This is a genomic window from Sphingomonas sp. Leaf34 (genome assembly GCF_001421805.1).
In the GTDB taxonomy this organism is placed as follows: Bacteria; Pseudomonadota; Alphaproteobacteria; order Sphingomonadales; family Sphingomonadaceae; genus Sphingomonas.
In genome coordinates, this window is record NZ_LMLC01000001.1 from 133,928 (window position 1) to 154,252 (window position 20,325).

At 65.1% G+C, this 20,325-nt stretch carries 19 protein-coding genes and 1 tRNA gene; 14 read left to right on the forward strand and 6 right to left on the reverse strand.

The annotated features are described in order from the left end of the window. Positions 1 to 7: 7 nt before the first annotated feature. Genes ASF00_RS00685 through ASF00_RS00695 form a run of 3 tightly spaced genes read left to right on the forward strand, consistent with a single transcriptional unit; the run spans position 8 to position 2,591 of the window. On the forward strand, positions 8 to 766 hold the full coding sequence (locus ASF00_RS00685) for a CDP-alcohol phosphatidyltransferase family protein (RefSeq protein ID WP_235525518.1): 759 nt from the start codon (positions 8 to 10) through the stop codon (positions 764 to 766). A 15-nt stretch (positions 767 to 781) separates the two neighbouring features. Continuing rightward, a complete protein-coding gene (locus ASF00_RS00690; RefSeq protein WP_055872784.1) occupies positions 782 to 1,873 on the forward strand; it encodes an inositol-3-phosphate synthase in 1,092 nt (363 codons plus the stop codon). Between the two features lies 1 nt (position 1,874). After that, positions 1,875 to 2,591, forward strand: a complete 717-nt coding sequence (locus tag ASF00_RS00695; RefSeq protein ID WP_055872785.1) for an NTP transferase domain-containing protein — start codon at positions 1,875 to 1,877, stop codon at positions 2,589 to 2,591. Between the two features lie 303 nt (positions 2,592 to 2,894). On the opposite strand, the gene ASF00_RS00700 is transcribed toward ASF00_RS00695, so the two are convergent. Continuing rightward, a complete protein-coding gene (locus ASF00_RS00700) occupies positions 2,895 to 3,536 on the reverse strand; it encodes a peptidylprolyl isomerase (RefSeq protein WP_055872787.1) in 642 nt (213 codons plus the stop codon). Between the two features lie 152 nt (positions 3,537 to 3,688). Here ASF00_RS00700 and ASF00_RS00705 point away from each other — a divergent pair, with 152 nt between their 5' ends. Genes ASF00_RS00705 through ASF00_RS00730 form a run of 6 tightly spaced genes read left to right on the forward strand, consistent with a single transcriptional unit; the run spans position 3,689 to position 8,810 of the window. Continuing rightward, on the forward strand, positions 3,689 to 4,594 hold the full coding sequence (locus ASF00_RS00705; RefSeq protein ID WP_055875141.1) for an ATP-grasp domain-containing protein: 906 nt from the start codon (positions 3,689 to 3,691) through the stop codon (positions 4,592 to 4,594). Then, a complete protein-coding gene (locus tag ASF00_RS00710) occupies positions 4,594 to 5,610 on the forward strand; it encodes an LLM class flavin-dependent oxidoreductase (protein ID WP_055872789.1) in 1,017 nt (338 codons plus the stop codon). Before ASF00_RS00705 ends, ASF00_RS00710 begins: the two co-directional genes overlap by 1 nt. Then, the gene (locus tag ASF00_RS00715; protein WP_082463145.1) at positions 5,607 to 6,341 is read left to right on the forward strand and encodes a methionine ABC transporter ATP-binding protein; all 735 of its coding nucleotides are present in this window, start codon (positions 5,607 to 5,609) and stop codon (positions 6,339 to 6,341) included. The genes ASF00_RS00710 and ASF00_RS00715 overlap by 4 nt, the downstream gene beginning before the upstream one ends. Then, complete coding sequence (locus tag ASF00_RS00720; protein ID WP_055872791.1) at positions 6,338 to 7,000, forward strand: methionine ABC transporter permease; 663 nt, start codon at positions 6,338 to 6,340, stop codon at positions 6,998 to 7,000. Before ASF00_RS00715 ends, ASF00_RS00720 begins: the two co-directional genes overlap by 4 nt. An 8-nt stretch (positions 7,001 to 7,008) precedes the next feature. Beyond that, complete coding sequence (locus ASF00_RS00725) at positions 7,009 to 7,803, forward strand: MetQ/NlpA family ABC transporter substrate-binding protein (RefSeq protein WP_055872794.1); 795 nt, start codon at positions 7,009 to 7,011, stop codon at positions 7,801 to 7,803. Between the two features lie 38 nt (positions 7,804 to 7,841). Beyond that, positions 7,842 to 8,810 carry a magnesium and cobalt transport protein CorA gene (locus ASF00_RS00730; RefSeq protein ID WP_055872795.1) on the forward strand — a complete coding sequence of 323 codons (969 nt, stop codon included), beginning with the start codon at positions 7,842 to 7,844 and terminating at the stop codon, positions 8,808 to 8,810. A gap of 167 nt (positions 8,811 to 8,977) precedes the next feature. On the opposite strand, the gene ASF00_RS00735 is transcribed toward ASF00_RS00730, so the two are convergent. Continuing rightward, positions 8,978 to 9,967 (reverse strand): NADP-dependent oxidoreductase, encoded by a 990-nt coding sequence (locus ASF00_RS00735; protein WP_082463146.1) that lies wholly within the window; start codon positions 9,965 to 9,967, stop codon positions 8,978 to 8,980. Positions 9,968 to 10,108: 141 nt separating this feature from the next. After that, the gene (locus ASF00_RS00740) at positions 10,109 to 11,371 is read right to left on the reverse strand and encodes a DUF2171 domain-containing protein (RefSeq protein ID WP_055872797.1); all 1,263 of its coding nucleotides are present in this window, start codon (positions 11,369 to 11,371) and stop codon (positions 10,109 to 10,111) included. Positions 11,372 to 11,606: 235 nt separating this feature from the next. Between ASF00_RS00740 and ASF00_RS00745 the strand changes: the two genes are divergently transcribed. Beyond that, positions 11,607 to 11,682 (forward strand) — tRNA-Ala (locus ASF00_RS00745). 1,892 nt (positions 11,683 to 13,574) lie between these two features. Here ASF00_RS00745 and ASF00_RS00750 read toward each other — a convergent pair. Then, complete coding sequence (locus tag ASF00_RS00750; RefSeq protein ID WP_055872798.1) at positions 13,575 to 13,775, reverse strand: hypothetical protein; 201 nt, start codon at positions 13,773 to 13,775, stop codon at positions 13,575 to 13,577. 377 nt (positions 13,776 to 14,152) lie between these two features. Between ASF00_RS00750 and ASF00_RS00755 the strand changes: the two genes are divergently transcribed. Continuing rightward, positions 14,153 to 15,688 (forward strand): aminoacyl--tRNA ligase-related protein, encoded by a 1,536-nt coding sequence (locus ASF00_RS00755; protein ID WP_055872799.1) that lies wholly within the window; start codon positions 14,153 to 14,155, stop codon positions 15,686 to 15,688. Between the two features lie 182 nt (positions 15,689 to 15,870). Next, complete coding sequence (locus tag ASF00_RS00760; protein ID WP_055872800.1) at positions 15,871 to 16,230, forward strand: VOC family protein; 360 nt, start codon at positions 15,871 to 15,873, stop codon at positions 16,228 to 16,230. A gap of 167 nt (positions 16,231 to 16,397) precedes the next feature. Here the strand turns inward: ASF00_RS00760 and ASF00_RS00765 are convergent, their stop codons facing one another. Further along, positions 16,398 to 17,468: a PA0069 family radical SAM protein gene (locus ASF00_RS00765; protein WP_055875147.1), complete on the reverse strand. Its 1,071-nt coding sequence runs from the start codon at positions 17,466 to 17,468 to the stop codon at positions 16,398 to 16,400. A 174-nt stretch (positions 17,469 to 17,642) separates the two neighbouring features. Between ASF00_RS00765 and ASF00_RS17770 the strand changes: the two genes are divergently transcribed. Then, complete coding sequence (locus tag ASF00_RS17770; RefSeq protein ID WP_082463147.1) at positions 17,643 to 17,840, forward strand: hypothetical protein; 198 nt, start codon at positions 17,643 to 17,645, stop codon at positions 17,838 to 17,840. Between the two features lie 40 nt (positions 17,841 to 17,880). Here ASF00_RS17770 and ASF00_RS00770 read toward each other — a convergent pair whose 3' ends face one another. Further along, the gene (locus ASF00_RS00770) at positions 17,881 to 18,600 is read right to left on the reverse strand and encodes a DUF2490 domain-containing protein (protein ID WP_235525520.1); all 720 of its coding nucleotides are present in this window, start codon (positions 18,598 to 18,600) and stop codon (positions 17,881 to 17,883) included. A gap of 124 nt (positions 18,601 to 18,724) precedes the next feature. On the opposite strand from ASF00_RS00770, the gene ASF00_RS00775 reads away from it, so the two are divergent. Beyond that, entirely contained in the window at positions 18,725 to 20,287 is a 1,563-nt protein-coding gene (locus ASF00_RS00775) for a hypothetical protein (RefSeq protein WP_055872802.1), read from the forward strand. Positions 20,288 to 20,325 lie beyond the last annotated feature (38 nt).

The window sequence follows — 20,325 nt, forward strand, 5'->3', positions numbered from 1 at the left end:
GCTTGCTTTGGCGCGTGGAATTTCCGCCAACGCGGTTTCGGTCGGGGGTCTGTGCCTTGGTGGCCTCGCCGCGCTTGCCTATGCGCAGTGGCATAGCTGGGCGCTCGCCCTGGTGGGACTCGTCCTGTCAATGGGCTGGCTGATCGCCGACGGACTCGACGGCATGGTGGCGCGCGCGACCAAGACCGCGAGCCCGCTGGGGCGGATGCTCGACGGGCTGTGCGATCACGGCGTGTTCGCGCTAATCTATATTTCGCTCGCGATCACGATCGATACGCCCGAGGCGTGGATCCTCGCCATCGCCGCCGGTTGTGCGCACGCGGTGCAGTCAAACATGTACGAAGGCGAGCGATCGCGCTTCCATCGCCGGCTCAAGGGCATCGCGCTCGATGCGCCGCCGGTGCCGACCGGCAACGCGCTCGTCCGCTTCTACGACGGCGTCGCCAGCAGCATCGACCGCATCGCCATGCCGTTCGAGCGCACGCTCGGCCAGGCAAGCGATCCGGTCGCGCTGGGTGCCAGTTATGGGGCACGTGCGGTCGCACCATTGCGCTTCATGGCCTTGCTTACCGCGAACGTCCGGGTATGGGCGATCTTCGTCGCCTGCTTCGCGGGCAACCCACGCATCTTCTGGTGGTTCGAGATCGTCCCTCTGACGCTCGTCGCCATCGTCGGGCTCGTCTGGCACCGTCGTGTCGAGCGGGCCTTCGTTCGTACTACTACGCCGCCGCGACCAAAGACCGCGTCGCGCATGCATCTTTCGTAAGGAACAGGGTCAGTAATGAATAGCATTCGGATTGCCGTGGTCGGCATCGGCAACTGCGCCAGCTCGCTCGTGCAGGGTCTCGAGCATTATCGCGAGGGGGCTAACGACCAGGTCGGCCTGATGCATTTCGACATGGGCGGCTACAAGCCGAGCGACATCAAGGTCGTCGCGGCCTGGGACGTCGATCGTCGCAAGGTCGGCAAGGACGTCGCCGAGGCGATCTTCGCCAAGCCGAACTGCACCGCGGTGTTCGCGCCGAATGTCGGCAACACCGGTACGATCGTGAAGATGGGCAAGAAGCTGGACGGCGTCGCCGACCACATGGCCGACTTCAAGGACGACCGCACGTTCCTGGTCTCCGATGCGGCCGAACCGACCCGTGAAGAAGTCATTGCCGACCTGAAGGCATCGGGCGCCGACGTGCTCATGAACTACCTGCCGGTCGGTTCGCAGGAAGCGACCGAATTCTACGCCGACTGCGCGATCGAGGCGGGCGTTGCGTTCGTCAACAACATCCCCGTCTTCATCGCCTCGAACCCGGTCTGGGCGAAGAAGTTCGAAGACGCCGGCGTCGCGATCATCGGCGACGACATCAAGGCGCAGCTCGGCGCGACGATCGTCCACCGCGTGCTGACCGACCTGTTCGCCAAGCGCGGCGTAAAGCTGGATCGCACCTACCAGCTCAACACCGGCGGCAACACTGACTTCCTCAACATGTCGAATCATCGCCGTCTCGAGTCGAAGAAGATCTCGAAGACCGAGGCCGTCCAGTCGGTCGCGGCCGAGCGGATGGACGACGACAACGTCCATATCGGTCCCTCGGACTATGTGCCCTGGCAGAACGACAACAAGGTCTGCTTCCTGCGCATGGAAGGCCAGCTGTTCGGCGGCGTGCCGATGAACATCGAGCTGCGTCTCTCGGTCGAGGACAGCCCCAATTCGGCGGGTGTCGCGATCGACATGATCCGCTGCGCCAAGATCGCCAAGGATCGCGGCATCGCCGGTGTCATCGATCCCGCCTCGGCCTATTTCTGCAAGCACCCGCGCACGCAGATGACCGACGATCTCGCGCAGATCGAAGTCGAGCGGTTCATCAAGGCCGCCTGACATGATCGACACGGCTGTCCTCCTCGCCGCCGGGGAAGGCAGCCGCCTTCGCACCTCCGCCCCGTACAAGCCGCTCTGCGCGGTCGCGGGGCGGCCGCTGATCGCGCACGCGCTCGAGGGGCTGGCCGAGGCCGGTTTCGCGCGCGCGATCGTGACGGTCAGTTATGGCCGCGAGGCGATCGAAGCGTATCTCGCCAGCCGGCGCTGGCCGCTGGCGGTCGAGACTGTACTCGCCGACCACCGCGAACCCAATGGCGTGTCGGTCCTGGCCGCGCGCGAGGCGCTGGCCGGCAGCGAAGCGGTGCTGGCAATGTGCGATCACCTCGTCAGCACCGCGCTCTATGCCCGCATGGCGGCTGCGGGAGCCGGTGGCGGCCTGCGGCTCGGCATCGACCGGCGCTTGGGCCACAACTGGGTAGACCCCGAGGACGTCACGTGCGTCGCGACCGACGGCGACCGCATCGTCGCGATCGGCAAGGGCCTCGAACCGCACGACTGCTACGACACCGGCGTCTTCGCGATAGGCCCTACGCTGTCGGACGCGCTGGCCACGCTCGCCAGCCCCTCGCTGACCGAAGGCGTCCGCCTCCTCGCGGCGCAAGGCCTCGCGCGGATCGTCGATTGCAGCGATATCGACTGGATCGACGTCGACGACGCCCCCGCGCTGGCAAAGGCCGAAGCGTGGATGGCGACGAGGGCCGACGCGGTCGCCGCCTGACCCCGGGCGTCAGAGTTTACTGCATCTGCTCCTCACTGTTCCCCCGCGAAGGCGGGGGCCCAGGATCTCAAGCAATATCGTCAGTAACCCTGGCTCCCTGCCTCCGCGGGAGAACAAGAAGAGGTTACCGCCTCCCTTTCCCGACACCACCGCGGCGCGGTCTTGAACACCACCCTAGCCCCCCTTCCACACCCCCCCGGCGAAGGCCGGGGCCCAATTGGGGGGCGGCGGTAACGATCCGCAGTCCGCCGTTACGAGGACCTTTCCACCTGGGCCCCGGCCTTCGTCGGGGTGGACAGAAGGTTACATTGCGCGCCGCACGGTGAGGATCTTCACCGGCGCGGCGATCATCTGCCCCTTCATCACGCCGACGCCCGCCGTCGCCGACGTCGGCGCACCGAGGATGCGTTTCACCACATCCATCCCCGCGACGACATGCCCGAACGCCGCATAACCCGCCGTGTCGCCGCTCCCCGCCGGAGCCGCGTCCAGCGACAGCACCGGGCCGACGGTGATGAAGAAGTCCGCCGTCGCCGTCCCCGGTGCAAGCCGCGCGAGCGAGATCGTCCCATCGACATGCGACAGCCCCGTCTTGCTGGTCGGCTCGTGCGCGACCGGCTTCAGGATGCGCTTCGGATCGTTCTGCGGCCCGCCCTGGATCAGCCCGGTCCCCTGCCCCAGGTTCATCGCCCGGTAGAAGGTCACCCCGTCGAGCCGCTTCTGATCGACATAGCGCAGGAAATTCGCGGTCGTCAGCGGCGCGCGCGTCTTCTCCAGCGCCAGCGTGATCGGCCCCTCGCTCGTCGTCATCACGATCGACACCGTCTCCGCCGGCACCGCATCGGCAGCGGGCGGCACGCTCGGTGCGACGGGAACGGGAGTTTGCGCCGAAGCGGAAACGGCGAACAGAAGCGCGAGCGACGCGCCGATCAGTGTGGAGGTCATTCCCGAGGCTAGCGCGCCGCGCCCGCGCTGTCAGCCCAGAACGGCAGCCCAGAACGGCAGCCCAGAACCGCAACTCGGAACGATGCGAGATTGCGCGCCGCAAACTATTGCTTGGGTTTGCACGCCCGCGCGCAATGCGTATCCGTCCCGCGATGACCGATCTCGCCATTCTCTACGAGCACCCGCTCTGGTTCGAACCGCTGTTCGCCGCGCTCGATCGCCGCGGCGTCGACTTTTCGCGCGCCACGCCCGACGGCTTCTGGAACCCCGCGGACCAGACCGCGCCCGGCCGCGTGGTGTTCAACCGGATCGCGATGTCGAGCTTCCTGCGCAACGACGAGCATCCGATCTTCGACACGATGGCGATGCTCAATCACTGGCGCCGCACCGGTGCGCGCGTGATCAACGATGCCGAGGTGCTCGCGATCGACGCGTCGAAGGCGCGGCAATTGTCGCTGATCGCGTCGCTCGGCCTCGCGATCCCCGAGACGCGCGTCGTTCACCGCGCCGCCGACGTCGTGGCCGCCGCGCAGACGCTCCGCTTCCCGCTCGTCGTGAAGGCCAATATCGGTGGATCGGGCGCGGGCATCATCCGCTTCGACAGTCTCGACGAACTGCGCGCCGCGGTCGCCGACAGCGGCCTGCCAAGCAGCGTCGACGGCGTGTTGCTGGTGCAGGAATATGTCCCCGTCCGCGACGGCGCGATCACCCGGATCGAGACGCTCGACCGCAAGTTTCTCTACGCGATCGAGGTCGCCGGCGGCGGCGCATTCGATCTCTGTCCCGCGGATGCGTGCGTCGTCCCCGGCTCGGGGATCAAAATGGCCGCGGTCGAACCGTCGCAGACGCTGAAGGATGCCGCCGAGGCGATCGCCCGCGCGGTCGATCTCGATGTCGGCGGGGTCGAGGTGATGATCGACGACCGCGATGGCGTCGCGCGCTTCTACGACATCAACGCGCTGTCGAACTTCGTCGCCAAGCCGTTGGAAACACTCGGCTGGGATCCGCACGACAGGCTCGTCGATTACCTGATCGAACAGATTAGGAAGGCTCGCTGATGCGTTATGGATACTGGACTCCGGTTTTTGGCGGCTGGCTTCGCAACGTCCCCGACGAGGGGATGGAGGCAAGCTGGGCCTATACCAAGGCGCTGACGCAGAATGCGGAGCGCTGGGGGTATGACCTGACGCTGATCGCCGAGCTGAACTTGAACGACATCAAGGGCGTCGAGCAGCCCGCGCTCGATGCATGGTCGACCGCGGCAGCGCTGGCGGCGGTGACCGACAGCATCGAGCTGATGGTCGCGGTCCGCCCGAACTTCCACCACCCCGCGCTGTTCGCCAAGGCGGCGGCCAATATCGACCGGATCTCGGGCGGGCGGCTCGCGCTCAACGTCGTGTCGTCCTGGTGGGCGGACGAGGCGAAGCAATATGGCCTCCAGTTCGACCAGCATGACGATCGCTATGCGCGCACCGCCGAATGGCTCACCGTCGTCGACGGACTGTGGACGCAGGACCGGTTCGACTTTGCCGGGCAGTTCTACACCACCGAGCAGGCGATCTGTTCGCCCAAGCCCCTCAAGCGCCCCACCGTCTATGCCGGCGGCGAGAGCGAGAAGGCCAAGGCGATGATCGCCGCGCAGTGCGACGCCTATGTCATGCACGGCGACCCGGCCGACGCGATCGCGCCGAAGATCGCCGACATGGCGGCGCGGCGGGAAGCAGCAGGCGGCGCGCCAATGCAATACGGCATGGCCGCCTATGCGATCGTCCGCGACAGCGAGGCGGAGGCGAAGCGCGAGCTCGAGCGCATCACCAGCGTCACCGAACTGCCCGCAGGCTATGCCAATTTCGACCAGTGGCTGTCGGGCACGCAGCTCGAACGCGAATTGAAGATCCAGGAATATTCCGTCTCCAACCGCGGCCTGCGCCCCAATCTGGTCGGGACGCCCGAACAGTTGAAGGAACGCGTCGCGGAGTATGAGGCCGCCGGGCTCGACCTGCTCCTGCTCCAGATGAGCCCGCAGGCCGAGGAAATGGAGCGGTTCGCGGTGCAGGTCATGGGGTCCGCATGATCCGCCTCACCGACGTCATCAAAACCTACCCGGCAAGCGATGCGGCGGCGCTCGACGGCGTGTCGCTGGAGGTTCCGCCACGCGGCGTGTTCGGGGTGATCGGTCAGTCGGGCGCGGGCAAATCGACGCTGATCCGCCTGATCAATGCGCTAGAACGCCCGACGTCAGGCCGTGTCGAAGTCGATGGGGTCGACGTCGCGGCGCTGTCCGCGGCGGAGCTGCGCGCGCTCCGGCGGCGAATCGGCATGATCTTCCAGAACTTCGGACTGCTCTCCTCCCGCACGGTCGCGGCGAACGTCGCGTTCCCGCTGGTGCTCGCAGGCGTCGCCAAAGCGGCGCGCGAGGCGAAGGTTGCCGCCTTGCTCGACCGGGTCGGCCTGGCCGATCACGCTGCCAAATACCCCGCCCAATTGTCCGGCGGCCAGAAGCAGCGCGTCGGCATCGCCCGCGCGCTCGCCACCGATCCCGACATCCTGCTGTGCGACGAGGCGACGAGCGCGCTCGACCCCGAAACCACGCGCTCGGTGCTGACGCTGCTCCGCGATCTCAACCGCGACCTCGGGCTGACGATCGTGCTGATCACGCACGAAATGGACGTCGTCCGCTACGTCTGCGACCGCGTCGCGGTGCTGGAACGCGGCCAGGTCGTCGAGACCGGCACCGTCACCGAGATCTTCGCCAACGCCGCGCATCCGGCGACCAAGCGCATGCTCGCGGCCCTCGCAGCATGACCTTCTTTTCGAACATCGACTGGTCCGACATCGGCCAGGCGTGCCTCGACACGCTCATCATGCTCGGCGGATCGCTGATCCTCACCATCGCGCTCGGGCTGCCGCTCGGCGTGCTGCTGTTCCTCACCGGCCAGGGCCGGCTGGCGCAGAACCGCGTCGCCAACGCCGTGCTCGGCATCGTCGTCAACATCCTGCGCTCGGTGCCGTTCATCATCCTGCTGATCGTGATGATCCCGCTGACCGTCATGCTCGTCGGCACCTCGCTCGGCGTCGCGGGGGCGATCCCGCCGCTCGTCGTGGGAGCCGCACCCTTCTACGCACGGCTTGTCGAGGGATCGCTGAAGGAAGTCGACCGCACCACGATCGAGGCGGTCCAGGCGATGGGCGCCACCACGCGCCAGATCGTCACCGGCGCGCTGATCCCCGAGGCGCTGCCCGGGCTGATCGCGGGCGCGACCGTCACCGCGGTCGCGCTCGTCTCGTTCACCGCGATGGCGGGCGTGGTCGGGGCCGGCGGGCTCGGTGACCTCGCGATCCGGTTCGGCTATCAGCGGTTCCAGACCGATGTGATGGTCGTCACCGTCGTGCTGCTGGTCGTCCTTGTCCAGATCATCCAATATGCCGGCGACGCGCTCGTCCGCCACTTTACCCGCCGCTAGGAATATTCATGAACCGCCGCACTCTGCTTGCCACGCTTTCGCTGCTCGCGCTCGCCGCGTGCGGTGGCGCAAAGACCAAGGACGGAAAGACGCTGACCGTCGCCGCGACCGCGGTGCCGCATGCCGAGATCCTCGAATCGATCAAGCCCGCGCTCGCCAAGGAAGGCGTCGATCTCCAGATCCGCGTCTTCAACGATTATGTGCAGCCCAACCTCCAGGTCGAGCAGAAGCAGATCGACGTCAGCTATTTCGAGACCAAGCCCTATCTCGACGAGTTCAACGCCTCGCGCGGCACGCATCTGGTGCCCTATGCGGGCGTCCATGTCGAACCGCTCGGCGCCTATTCGCGCAAGTGGAAGACGATCGCTGAGGTGCCCAACGGCGCCACCGTCGCGATCCCGAACGAGCCGAGCAATGGCGGCCGCGCGCTGCTGCTGTTGCAAAAGGCCGGGCTGATCACGCTGAAGAACCCGACCAATCCACTCTCGAGCCTCAACGACATCGCGACCAACCCGAAGAACCTGCAGTTCAAGGAGCTGGAGGGTGCCACCCTGCCTCGCACGCTCGGCGAGGTCGATCTGGCGCTCATCAACACCAACTACGCGCTCGATGCGAAGCTCAACCCGGTCCGCGACGCGCTCGCGATCGAGGACAAGAACAGCCCCTATGTCAATTTCGTCGTCGGCCTGCCCGGCGGCGACAAGGATCCGCGCGTCGTCAAGCTGATCGCCGCGCTTCGCAGTCCGGCGACCAAGGCGTTCATCGCGCAGCATTATCAGGGTGCGGTGCTGCCGGCGTTCTGATACCGGCGCGGGCTTCGTTCGTGTAACTCCGAGGCTCCATGACGGTCGTCGCTGCGTATCTCTATCGTCACGGCAAGCGGGTCCGCGCGGTCTCGATCGACGAGAAGGTCGACTGCCCCGCGGACCGCTCCGAGTTCGTCTGGATCGGTATCTGCGACCCCACCGATGACGAGATGCGGACGCTGCAGCAGCAGTACAACCTCCACCCGCTCGCGGTGGAGGACGCGCTCAAGGCGGATCAGCTGCCCAAGGTCGACGTGTATGGCAACCAGCTGTTCGTTGTCGCACGCACCGCGCAGCTAGAGGGCGACAGGATCGCGTATGGCGAGACCGCGATCTTCGTCGGCCACAGCCATATCATCAGCGTCCGCCACGGCTCCGCGCGCTCGCACAAGGCGCTGCGCGAACAGCTCGAGGCTGCACCGACGCTGTTGATCAACGGCGTCGACTATGTCCTCCACGCGATCCTCGATTATGTCGTCGACGGCTATCTGCCGATCATGGAGAGCATCGAGGACGAGGTGCTCGCCATGGAACAGCGCACGATCGACGCCTTCCTAGGCCGCGACGAAATTGTCCGGATCTTTGGTCTAAGACGCGAGATGATCCGTTTCCAGCGCATTCTCGGGCCAATGGGCGAGGTCGCAGGGAAGATCGTCCGGCTCGACCTGCCGTGTATCGATACCGAGGCGAAACCCTATTTCAGCGACGTGCTCGATCACGTACGCCGCGTGCAGACGATGGTCGATGGGTTGCGCGAGGTGCTGACATCGGTGTTCGAATTCAGCAACCTGCTCGAACAGCAGAGGACCGGCGCGATCACCCGCCAACTCGCAGCCTGGGCCGCGATCCTCGCCGTCCCGACCGCGATCGCGGGGATCTACGGCATGAACTTCGAGCATATGCCCGAGTTGAAGACGGAATACGGCTATTTCGTCGTGCTGGGTGTCATCGCGGTGGTGTGCTCCGCGCTGTATCTGAAGTTCAAGCAGGCGAAGTGGTTGTAGGGCGGCGTGGTGCCGACCGCTAATCCTCCCCCGCTAGGGGGAGGTGGATGGCACTTGCCAGACGGAGGGGGCGGAAAGGGAAACGCCTGCTCCGCGTCCTCCCCCTCCGTCACCTTCGGTGCCACCTCCCCCTGGCGGGGGAGGATAGAACCCTGAGCTTCCTTACCTCAGACCTTCACCAGCATCTTGCCTGTATTGCCGCCCGAGAACAGCCCCAGAAACGCGTCGGGCATCGCCTCGAGCCCCTCCTTGACCGTCTCCTGCCGCTTGAGCGTTCCGGCCGTCAGCATGCCGCCCATGTCCTTGTAGAACTCGTCGGCGCGGCTCATGAAATCGCTGACGATGAAGCCGCGGATCTGGATGCGGTTGCCGATCAGCCGCGCGAGATATTTGAGCTGCGTGGCCGCGCCGCTGTTGTAGACGTCGATCATGCCGCAGATCGCGAACCGCGCATGCAGGTTCGCATGCGCCAGCGCCGCATCGAGATGCTCGCCGCCGACATTGTCGAAATACACGTCGATGCCTTTCGGCGCCGCCTGGCCGAGTGCCTTCACCACCGGTACGTCGCCCTTGTAGTCGATCACGGCATCCGCCCCGAGCGACTTGACCCACTCGCATTTCTCCGCGCCGCCGGCCGAGCCGATCACGGTCATGCCCTTGGCCTTGGCGACCTGCACGACGGTCGAGCCGACCGCGCCCGCCGCCGCCGACACGAACACCGTGTCGCCCGCCTTTGCCTCGGCGACCGCGAGCAGCCCGAAATAGCCGGTCATCCCCGGCATGCCGAGCTGGCCGAGAAACGCCTGGGGCGGCACGTCGAGCGCGGGCAGCTTCTGGACCTGCGCGGCGGGCACGACCGCCTCGTCGCGCCAGCCGGCCATGTGCAGGACCATGTCGCCGACCTTGATGCCGTCGTCGTTGCTCTCGACCACTTCGCCGACCGCGCCGCCCTGCATCGCCTCGCCCAGCGCGAACGGCGGGACATAGCTCTTCACGTCGTTCATCCGCCCGCGCATGTACGGATCGACCGACAGCCAGCGATTGGCGATACGCACCTCGCCGGCACCGAGCGCAGCCGTGTCGAGATCGATCATTGCGAAGTCGGTATGCTTCGGCATGCCTTGCGGACGTGCCTTCAGGCTCCATGCACGGGCCATAATCTTGCTCCTGTCGTTGGATTTCGTACACCGGGTATGGCAAAACCGCCCCGGCACGCAACCCGCAAAAAAGCCCGGACGTTTCCGCCCGGGCTCCTCTTGGCCAGCTAATATGCCATGCCGGCTAATGCTCTCAGACAGTTAGTAGGTAGTGGAACCCGACTTGCCGAGCGTGTCCGACGTCGTGGCAGACGACGACATGCTAGCGGTCGATGCCGAACCCGTCATGGTACCGCTGCCGCTGCCGGTCTGGGTGGTCGAGGCGTAACTGGTGGTGCCGGCATCCTTCTTGTCGCCTCCTGTCCGGTCGCCATACTCGAACATCGCAGAGTTGCGCTCTTCTTCCTTCCACGCCGCCTTGGCTTCGTCCGCCGACTTCGCCAGCGTCACCTTGCCGTCGACGGTCTTGATCCAACGCGACGGGATCGAGTGATGCACGCCGCCCGCATCGCGGTCGTTCTTGGTCAGCAGAATGCGGTCGCCCTTCACCTTGTCGACCGTGCCGACATGGCTGCCGTCGGAGCCGACGACTTCCATATGCTCGGTCACCTGCGACAACGAACTGCGCTGCCCCTGGCGTTCGGTACGCCACGACGAGAACTCGTTCTCGAACTTCGAGCGGTTCTCGTTGCGATACTCGTCATAATCGCGGTCGAGCGCCGCAATCTGCGTGCTGCGCCAGCTATGATAGTGATCGTCGTGCGGGTTGGACGAGCGATTGCGGTTATCCGCATTGCCATAGGACCGCTCGTCGTAGCGAGCATCGGCTTCGCGGCGCCGCTCCGCCTCGTCGTCGCCGAACCACGAACGGACCTCGTCGCCCGCGCGTGCGATGAAGCCACGATCGTCATAGTCGTAACCCTGCGGCTGGCGACCATAGCCACGGTTATCGCCGCGCGACGGCCCGCGGCGGTTGTCGTCATCCGCGTCGCGGTTGCGACCTACGTCCTCGAAGCGACGACCGTCCGACGCATAGCTGCCGTGATATTCGGTTTCGCCCGAACCCTGGCTGCGCTGGCCATAGCCCTGCCGGCCGTAATTCTCCTGCCCGTAGCTCTGCTGGCCATAAGGCTGCTGAGCCGCATCCTGGCGACCATAGCCCTGCTGGCCGTAGGACTGGCCCGAACCCTGCCCGTAGCGCGACTGGCCATAGCGATCGCTGCCCGATGGCTGCTGACGATCATTATGGCCACCATAATAATCGCGACCGCCCTGTTCGCGGCTCTGGTCGTCACGCCCACGGTTGCCATCGCGGTCATACTCGCCGGCGGCAGCATAGTCGCGCGCACTGGAACGACCATAATCGCCGCCATCGGAGCGGAAATCACGACCATAATCCTGCGAGTTCGGCCGACCGTAATAGTCGCCAGACTGACGATCTCGGGTATAGCGTTCGTAGACCATAGAACCTCCTAATTGCTGTCCTGCGGCTGCCGGCGTCGTCGTATGCGGCGTCGTGCACTCCGGGGTCTACAAAGGCCCAGCGCGAGGATTGTTCCTGCCTTTCCGGTAGCTTGACGGCGACCCGAAGCTGCGGTGCGACGACGTGCGACCGACCGGGCGAACGCGGCTTGCCAAGCCTGTTGCATCCCCCAAAGCGATTCGCTACGGCGCGATCATGGCCTATGGCCAACCGCGCGGGGCCGTAGCTCAGATGGGAGAGCGCTGCAATCGCACTGCAGAGGTCAGGGGTTCGATTCCCCTCGGCTCCACCACGCGCAGAGCCTGGTATCGTCCAGCAGTATATAGTGCGACGCGCTTTCGCTCCGGTCGGTACGCCCCCCTCGGTATCGCAAACGGGTATCGCCGAACGCGCCAAAAGCATCCCAGACCGCCCGCACGAGGTCCGCGACGGCCGCACCGGCGGCAGCGCAAACCTGCGCGGCGGTGCCGGACGACATGACCGTTAAGCAACCGGCGAAGCACCTCGGCTATCAGTCGACGGGCATGTAACCGTAGCCCATCGCCTTATCTCGGAAGGATTTACCCCCGTTCATCCAAATGGGTTCGGTGGGCGTGCAACACGATCGTCCGGAGAAACGCTGCACGGTTAGCCTCTGCCCGATTTTGCCGATTCTCGGAGGGCGGTGGTCGTGATCAAGCTCGATCGCGAGGACCTACGTGGCGGACTCTATCGACGGGCGGATGGCCGAAGACCGTCGCAACCGAACCCGTGGAGAGTCTGCTTGATGCCATGGCGCTCAGGATGTCTTTTTAACCGGCAAGCAGCCAAAGCTCCGTCAGCGTAATGCCCCCGGCCTCCCCCTTCATTCTGACTCGGCAGCGCAGCCAGAAGCAATCGGATCGCGTTTGAAGATTGCCCTCATTCAATGACATGAACGGGTCGCCGGCGGGCTGTCGGCAACCTCAGGCCCAGAGATCGCCTAAAGGTCGAAAGGCAGATCAGCCCGGTTTGTACTGCGTATCACTTGATATGACGGTTCGGCTTCACTCAATGATTTCACCAAGGCGATCCTTGGCGCCTCGGTTCTTGCGCCCCCTGACGGCTCTCTCCAAGAGAATGGTAGCGAGCAGCAACGCGGCAAACATGCTTACGAGCATGATCGTCGAGTCCGCGGTCCAGTCGATTTTTATTATGCGCAACGTCTGATCTCCTCGCCCTGTGTCTAGTCTTGCCGAAACGTGGACGTCTTCTGGCGGCGATCGCGTTGCAGCCGCATTGCGGCCCACCAGCCGTCCGCCTTACGCCGGTGGCGGATACGACGTCGCTCCCTGCGTTGCCGACGCGCAGACTTTCACGATCGATCCGGCGCCGATCGAATTCGCTGCCATGGTCGGAACGATTGCGATTACCTCAAAAACCTGATGCCCCAAACGACCAACCCGGGCAGCCTATAAACCCCTCGCCGAACTTGGCGAGGATCGCTTCCTTACAGCCATCCCGAAATTGGATTCTCCAGCGAGCACCCGCAGTTTCTCGGCTCAGGCAATCGGAAAAAGGCCGCAGACGCGTGCGCGGTCAACCTTCAACAGCACGGCGTGGCTGGTGCGGAAGACCTCGTGGAACACCGGCACCGCCTGCTCCCAAGGCGCCACCTGGAATGATTCCAGATCGCTCCTGATCGGGCAACCGGCTTCGATATCCGACGACTTTACGGCTCCACGGCTAAAGGGGGCTCGTCTGCAGCGGTGCTTGTGTTCGGTATCCTTACGGCTACCGTCCCAGCATATGCTTTCGTTTCTGCCCCTCGCACGAGCTCACTATTTTCGTGCGCCCCTCGGCGTACCGCAGCCACCTGTTCCGCTAGTTTACGGAAGTCAGTAGCGAACTGGCGACGGTCACGCGTTCCGTTTGCGCGGAATCCGAGCGACGTATCAAACCCATAACCGACCAACACCAACGCCTCTTCGAGCATTGGCGTACAATCAATCGGCATCCCGCTGCCGAAATGCGCAAGCTCCCTGCTCCGACTACGAGACACGGTTATTGGTACCACGCTGGCGGCGCAGACCACGCATATCGCCGTCTAAAGATCGCGATATGGCTGCAATCGCACTACAGAGGTCAGGGGTTCGATTCTCCTCGGCTCCACCGCGCGCAAATCGACGAGCTTTGGAGACGCGGGCCGATGACCGCGCGTGGGCGTCAGCGATAGGTGATCAGCGCCGATGCGGGGGGATTGGTAATGTGCAGGATCACGTCGTCGATCTTGCCCGTGACGAGCGTAAACGTACCGCCGGAGAACGAAACGCGGGTGGTCGTACGGTCTTCGCTTTCAATCGATGCGATGTGGTCGCGATTGATCGCGACCGTCCCAGTGGGAACACCAAGCAATTTGATAAGCACGAAATTTTCTCCATTAAAACCGATTCGGCTTTAGTTATCCTTGCGTGACGCAGCGATGACATTTCGATGGCGGCACGGCTTTGTTGGAAGGATTTCGCAAAACCTGTCGCGAAGAGAGTATCCGCGGTCCGGAAATCGACGGCTGCGGCAGAGATCTCCGGCGTTGTCAGATCGGGCGGGATTTGGACGGGACGCTGAACGGCGGCGTGTCGTGGACCGGCCGCTGCTCCTGCGGCGACGGATCTTCGCGACCCCGCCGCCCCCTCCTCGGCATGCGAACGCGGATCAGCGGTGGCGCGGGCTACAGGCGCCCCTCGTAACCGGCCGATGCGGCACGATGGGGTGACGAACCGCCGCGTTCGCGATAAGCGCACACCATGATAAAGCGCGCACTCCCCGTCACCCGCGAGGCGGATTTCTCCGCCTGGTACCAGGCCATCATTGCGGAGGCCGATCTCGCCGAGGAATCGGGCGTCCGCGGATGTATGGTCATCCGCCCCTGGGGCTATGGCATCTGGGAGCGTATCCAGCGCCTGCTCGACGACCGCATCAAGGCGACCGGCCACGAGAATTGCTACTTCCCGCTCTTCATTCCGCTCTCCTATTTCGAGAAGGAGGCCGAGCATGTCGACGGGTTCGCCAAGGAAATGGCGGTCGTCACGCATCACCGCCTCAAGGCCGACGGCTATGGCCGCCTCGTGCCCGATCCCGATGCGAAGCTCGAGGAACCGCTGGTCGTCCGCCCGACCTCCGAGATGGTCATCGGCGCCGCGTTCGCGCGCTGGGTGCAGTCGTGGCGCGACCTGCCCGTGCTGATCAACCAATGGGCCAACGTCGTCCGCTGGGAGATGCGCACGCGCATGTTCCTGCGCACCAGCGAGTTCCTCTGGCAGGAAGGCCACACCGCGCATGCCACCGCGCAGGAAGCGCGCGACGAGACGCTCAAGATGCTCGAGGTCTATCGTGACTTCGCGGAGGAATGCCTCGGCGTCCACGTCATCGCCGGCGAGAAGCCCGAGAACGAGCGCTTCCCCGGCGCAGTCGCGACCTACTCGATCGAGGCGATGATGCAGGACGGCAAGGCGCTGCAAGCCGGCACCTCGCATTTCCTCGGCACCAACTTTGCGTCCGCACAAAATATCCGCTTCCAGAATGCAGGCGGCGAGTTCGAGCTGTGCAACACCACCAGCTGGGGCGTGTCGACGCGGATGATCGGCGCGGTCATCATGGTGCACGGCGACGACGACGGCCTGCGTGTGCCGCCGATGATCGCGCCGTGGCAGGTTGTGATCGTGCCGATGCTGCGCGACGTCCCCGAGGACGCGGCGATCGTCGACTATTGCAAGTCGCTCCAGGCCGAACTGGCGAAGCAGTCCGCTCTCGGTGAACCGGTCCGCGCGCTGCTCGACCTCAAGCCCGCCAAGGCCGCGACCAAGCGCTGGGGCTGGGTCAAGAAGGGCGCACCGATCGTGATCGAGGTCGGCGGCCGTGATGTCGCCGGCGGCAACGTCACGGTCATCCGCCGCGATCGCCTGTACCGCGAGGATGGCAAGCTCGACAGCAACGCCGTTGCCCGGACCGATTTCGTGAACGACGTCTCGGGCATGCTGCACGACGTCCAGGCGACGCTCCACGTGGAATCGATGAACCGCGTGAAGGGCAACATCGTCCCCGCCGACGACTTCGCCGCGGTCGAGGCGCATTTCGCTGACGGCATGAAGAACCCCGGCTGGGTCGACGTCCGCTGGTCGAAACCCACCGGCGCGGCGCTCGACAAGGTCGTGGAGCGATTGAAAGGGTTGAAGCTCACCATTCGCAACGCGCCGATGGGACAGACCGGGTGTGACGATGGCGTGTGCGTGTTTACGGGCGAGCCGGCGGTCGAGCGCGTCCTGATCGGTCGCGCCTACTGAGCGTGCCGATCTGCTGCGATCGGTCGCGTTCGGGCCGCGCCCGGGATCCGGATCGAAAGGCGCCGCCGGCTCGAACACACGGTCACGGAGCAACCGAAATGGGCCAGTCTATGGGCTGCGCCGGTTTCCGCGTCTCGTATAGTCGTCTCGGCTTGGGTGAAACGCGCTCGCGGGGGGCAGGCATGGGTGTGACGGGAATCGGCGGCTTTTTCTTCCGGGCAAGAGACCCGGAAGCAATCCGCGCATGGTATGTCGAGCATCTCGGCGTCGGCTCAGTTCCGTATGGATCGTGGGAGACCCAAGCCGGGCCGAGCGTCTTCGCGCCGTTCGCGGTCGACGCCGACTATTTTCCCGTGGACCGCCCATGGATGCTCAATCTACGCGTCGATGACCTCGCCGGCCTGATTTCGGCACTCCGCGCGGCGGGCATCGCGGTAATGACCAACCCCGAGTGGGACATGCCTGGCTTCGGCAGCTTTGCCCGCATCCATGATCCGGAGGGCAATCCGATCGAACTCTGGCAACCCGACGATTCTGCGTAATGGCGGTGCGTACAAACCTCGGCTGTAGCGCCGTGCCGGTTTGGAGCGGGCCAAGCGTCGATCACCGGGCGTGTCTATCCAGCCTCGCTACGCAATGATCGAAAGATGTCACGCGGTGTATCACCGCCACCCACATTGTCGCGCGGCGGTCGTCGGGTGCAATCTCGTCAAAACAACTCCCCCTGCGGCCCCGTCGGTGCGCGGAATAGGTCCATGCGCAGCGCGATCCGTTCCTGGTTCAGGCCGTGTTTCGCGCACGCGATCCGGAATCGCGTGGCCAGCAGATCGGCCCACGGCCCCTGTCCCTTCATTCTCGTGAAGAAGTTCGGGTCATTATCCCTGCCGCCACGCAGCGATGCGATCGTCGCCATCACCTTACCCGCCCGATCAGGGAAATGCGCGTCTAGCCATGCGCGGAACAGCGGTGCCACCTCATGCGGCAACCGTACCGGAATGAAGAACGCCCGCGTCGCCCCGGCCTCCGCCGCCCGGGCGATCAGACCCTCGATTTCGTGATCGGTGATGGCCGGAATGACGGGCGCGATCGATACATACACCGGCACGCCCGCATCGGCCAGCTTGCGCACTGCCGCAAGGCGCCGCTCGGGATGCGGTGCGCGCGGCTCGATGGTCGACGCGATCTTCGGATCGAGCGAGGTGATCGACATCGCCACCGCCGCCAGCCCCTTCACCGCCATCGGCCCGAGCAGGTCGAGATCGCGGACCACCCGGTCCGACTTGGTGGTGATCGTCAGCGGATGATTCGTCTCGGCGAGCACCTCGATGATGCCACGGGTGATCCGCCAGCGCGCTTCGATCGGCTGGTACGGATCGGTGTTCGTCCCCAATGCCATCGGCGCGACCGCATAGCCCGGCTTTGCCAATTCGCCGCGCAGCAGCGCGGCGGCGGACGGCTTGGCGAACAGCTTGGTCTCGAAATCGAGCCCCGGGGAAAGGTCGTGGAACGCATGGCTCGGCCGGGCAAAACAATAGATACAGCCATGCTCGCACCCTCGATAGGGATTGATCGAGCGGTCGAACGGCACATCCGGCGATGCATTGCGGCTGATGATCGTCCGCGGCGCCTCGACCGTCACGGTCGTCCGCAGCATCGGCGCGATGCCATCGATCTCTTCGCGCATGTCGAGCCAGTCGCCGTCTGCCTCGGTCTGCGGCAGATTGAACCGACGGCTTTCGTCATTGCGCGTTGCACCGCGGACTGGTCGCGTGAATTTCATCATTCGACGATACACGCTGTAGCGGAACATACAAAGAACAATGCTATCGATCGGCTGGCCGGGGCGCGGCAGCGCTCGGGCAAGATTTACATAGATTAATGCTTTTTTCGAATGACTTGGCACTAGTATGAATGAGCGCTCGCCGCTCGCTTCGTTAACGCGTAGGGCGGTCCGATGACGGGACAGATCACCACGGTTGAACGGGCTTTCGAACTGGCGCGCTCGGGAGAGTGCGAGTCGGTAAACGCGCTACGGCAACGATTGCGACGCGAGGGGTATGACGCGGTTCATCTTCATCTTCACGGCGCATCGATCAACAAGCAACTCGTTGACCTGATCCACGAAGCCCGCGGTGGGTCCGCCCTCGCCTGACCACCGCGCCGGCGCTGGTGACCTCGGCTGATCGTGCCGGTCAGTCGTGGACGCGCGGAACGGCGAACGCGTTCAGGTTGATCGTCAGTTGCAGCGTCAATGCGTGATCCATTTCCGCGCCCGAACCGCCCCGCGCCACACGATATTGATTGAGATAGCCGATATCGGCAGCGACCTGCTTGCCGATCGGTACCGCTAAGCCGACGATGTTGCGCATCCGTTCGTATCCACGGCGTTGCCCCCAGCGCGTCGTGTTGGGCAGGAAGAAGCTCTCGTGACTGACGAACAGCGCGAGCTTTCCGGCGCCGATCCGGTGATTATATCGGATCAGCGGGCGTATCCTGAACCCGATCTCGCGGCCCCCGGGGTTGAACCGCTCGTCGATCCGGAAACGTGTGACGAACGGACCCAGCGTCGCCACCACCTGCTGACGGAGCCGGTCTTCGTCGGCGGAATCGTTACCGTTGTGTGCGCCGACCTTGCGATAGCCGAAGCCGAGCTCGATCCCTTTCGCGACGCGATAGCCGAGCAGCCCGCCAAATTCGGTCTGGTACAGTCCGCCCTGCCGGTCGCTGCCGCGTGCGATCTGCTCGAGCGTGATGCGCAGGCGGTCGGCAATCGGTACGTTGGTATTGACCTGTAGCCATAGCTGCTCGTCCTGCTGTTGCGCGTATGCAGGCGTCGCCAGAAGCGCGAACGCCAGGGCGAGGCCGGCAGGGACAGGACCGAGGCGGGTGGGGCGATAGCTGAGGCGGATCACGCGCTGCCCATACGCACGGTTCGCGGCGAAGTCATGACAAACGCGGGGTGATAGTCTGGCGATACCGTCGGCGATGGACAGTCATCCGCACCTGTGGTCCGATCGGTCGCGAGGGAGACGTGGAATGAAATATGCCGTGGCCACGGCGCTGCTGCTCGCGGTTGCCGTACCGGGGATTGCACAGGTGCCAGACCCGCTCGCCATGACCACGGATCCGGCGGATCGCGCGGTGATGGCCGAGGCGGCCTCGGCTGTCGCCGGCCGGCCGCCCGACCTCGCGAAGCTCGACGCGGTGCTTGCCAAGCTCCCGCGGCCGACGCCGTTGCGCGGCATGGTCCAGACGGTCCGCGCAGGCGTGCTGGCGTCGGCAAGGAATGCCGGGCCGGCGGTCGCCGCGGTCGAGGAAGCGCTGCGCCTGCTCCCCGACGATCCACGTCCGAAACTCGTCGCCGCCGGCGTCTACACGTTCGCGGGGGCGCCGCAGCGTGCCGCCGACCTCTGGATGGAGGCAAGCCGGGAATCACCCGATTACGCGCGGACGAGCGACCGATATCTGATGCTGGCGCTGGTCGGTCGCCTGACCGATATCGGCGATCGTGTCCGAGCGGACCGGATCAGCGCGCGGCTCGACGAGATCGGCTTCAGCGCGGGCCTTGCGCCCGAACGCTCGTCGGCGGCGCTCGCGCGCATCCGCGAGGCGATCCGCAACAGGCAAGATGCCGACGCGATCCAGACCGTGACCGCCATCGGGAATCCGAACGACCTGCTCTCCTTATATGTCGACCGTCGCTATGCAGCACTGTGGCCGCGGATCACCGAGTGGGCGGGCGCCGACCTCGCCGCGCAGTCACTGCGCTATCTGAACGAACTGCGCGCCGGCTGGACCGCCGCCGACGATTTCGAGACCGCGACGCCGTACGCACGGCAACTGGCCCGCTACCAAGCGTTTCCCACCATCGTCACGCTGTTCCTGCCCATGTTCGAACGCGTTCAACCGGGCGCCGCGCAGAACGGGGCCGAGTTCCTCGCGCCGATCGTCGCACGTGCTCTGGCGACTATGGATCGCGGCGTCGAAGCACGCGCACTGCTCGCCAAGGTCGCCGCGTCGATGCCACCTGAAGACAGCGGCAACGCGCTCAACATCGACGGCGCATATCTGACGCTCGCCAGCATGACGACGAACTGGCCCGACGTTCTGGCACGTGCCGATACGTTTCTGGCCCGCGCGCGCACGCTTGGCAGCAACGTCAATCGTTCTGCCGTGACCAGCGTGCAGGCGTGGCGCGCCTGTGCGTTGTGGCGCACCAATCAAGGCGCCGCGGCGCAACGGGCCACCGCCGAAGTGGTGCTCGCCGAGGCGATCCTGCCGGGCGCCGCTATGGACGTGCATGTCTGCCGGGGCGACATCGCATCGGCGCGAGCGTTGCTCATCGCTCGGTTGACGGACGAGGCGACGCGGGATTGGGCGCTGCACTATGTCCAGCCGCGGCTGGATACCATGTCGACGCCCTTGGCGCGCCTGGTCCAGCCGATCGAAGCGGCCGTACGCCTTGCACCCGATATAGTGGCGACGGCGAACAGGTTTGGACGAATTCTCCCGCAACCGGTGGATGCGGCTTTACCGAAGGGCTTCGAGGCCTTTCGTGCTCCGCCCCGGTCGAAACCGCTCGAGCCGGGCGCGATCTAGCACTTCCTGACACATCGTGGCGCGCCGGGATCGGGGCG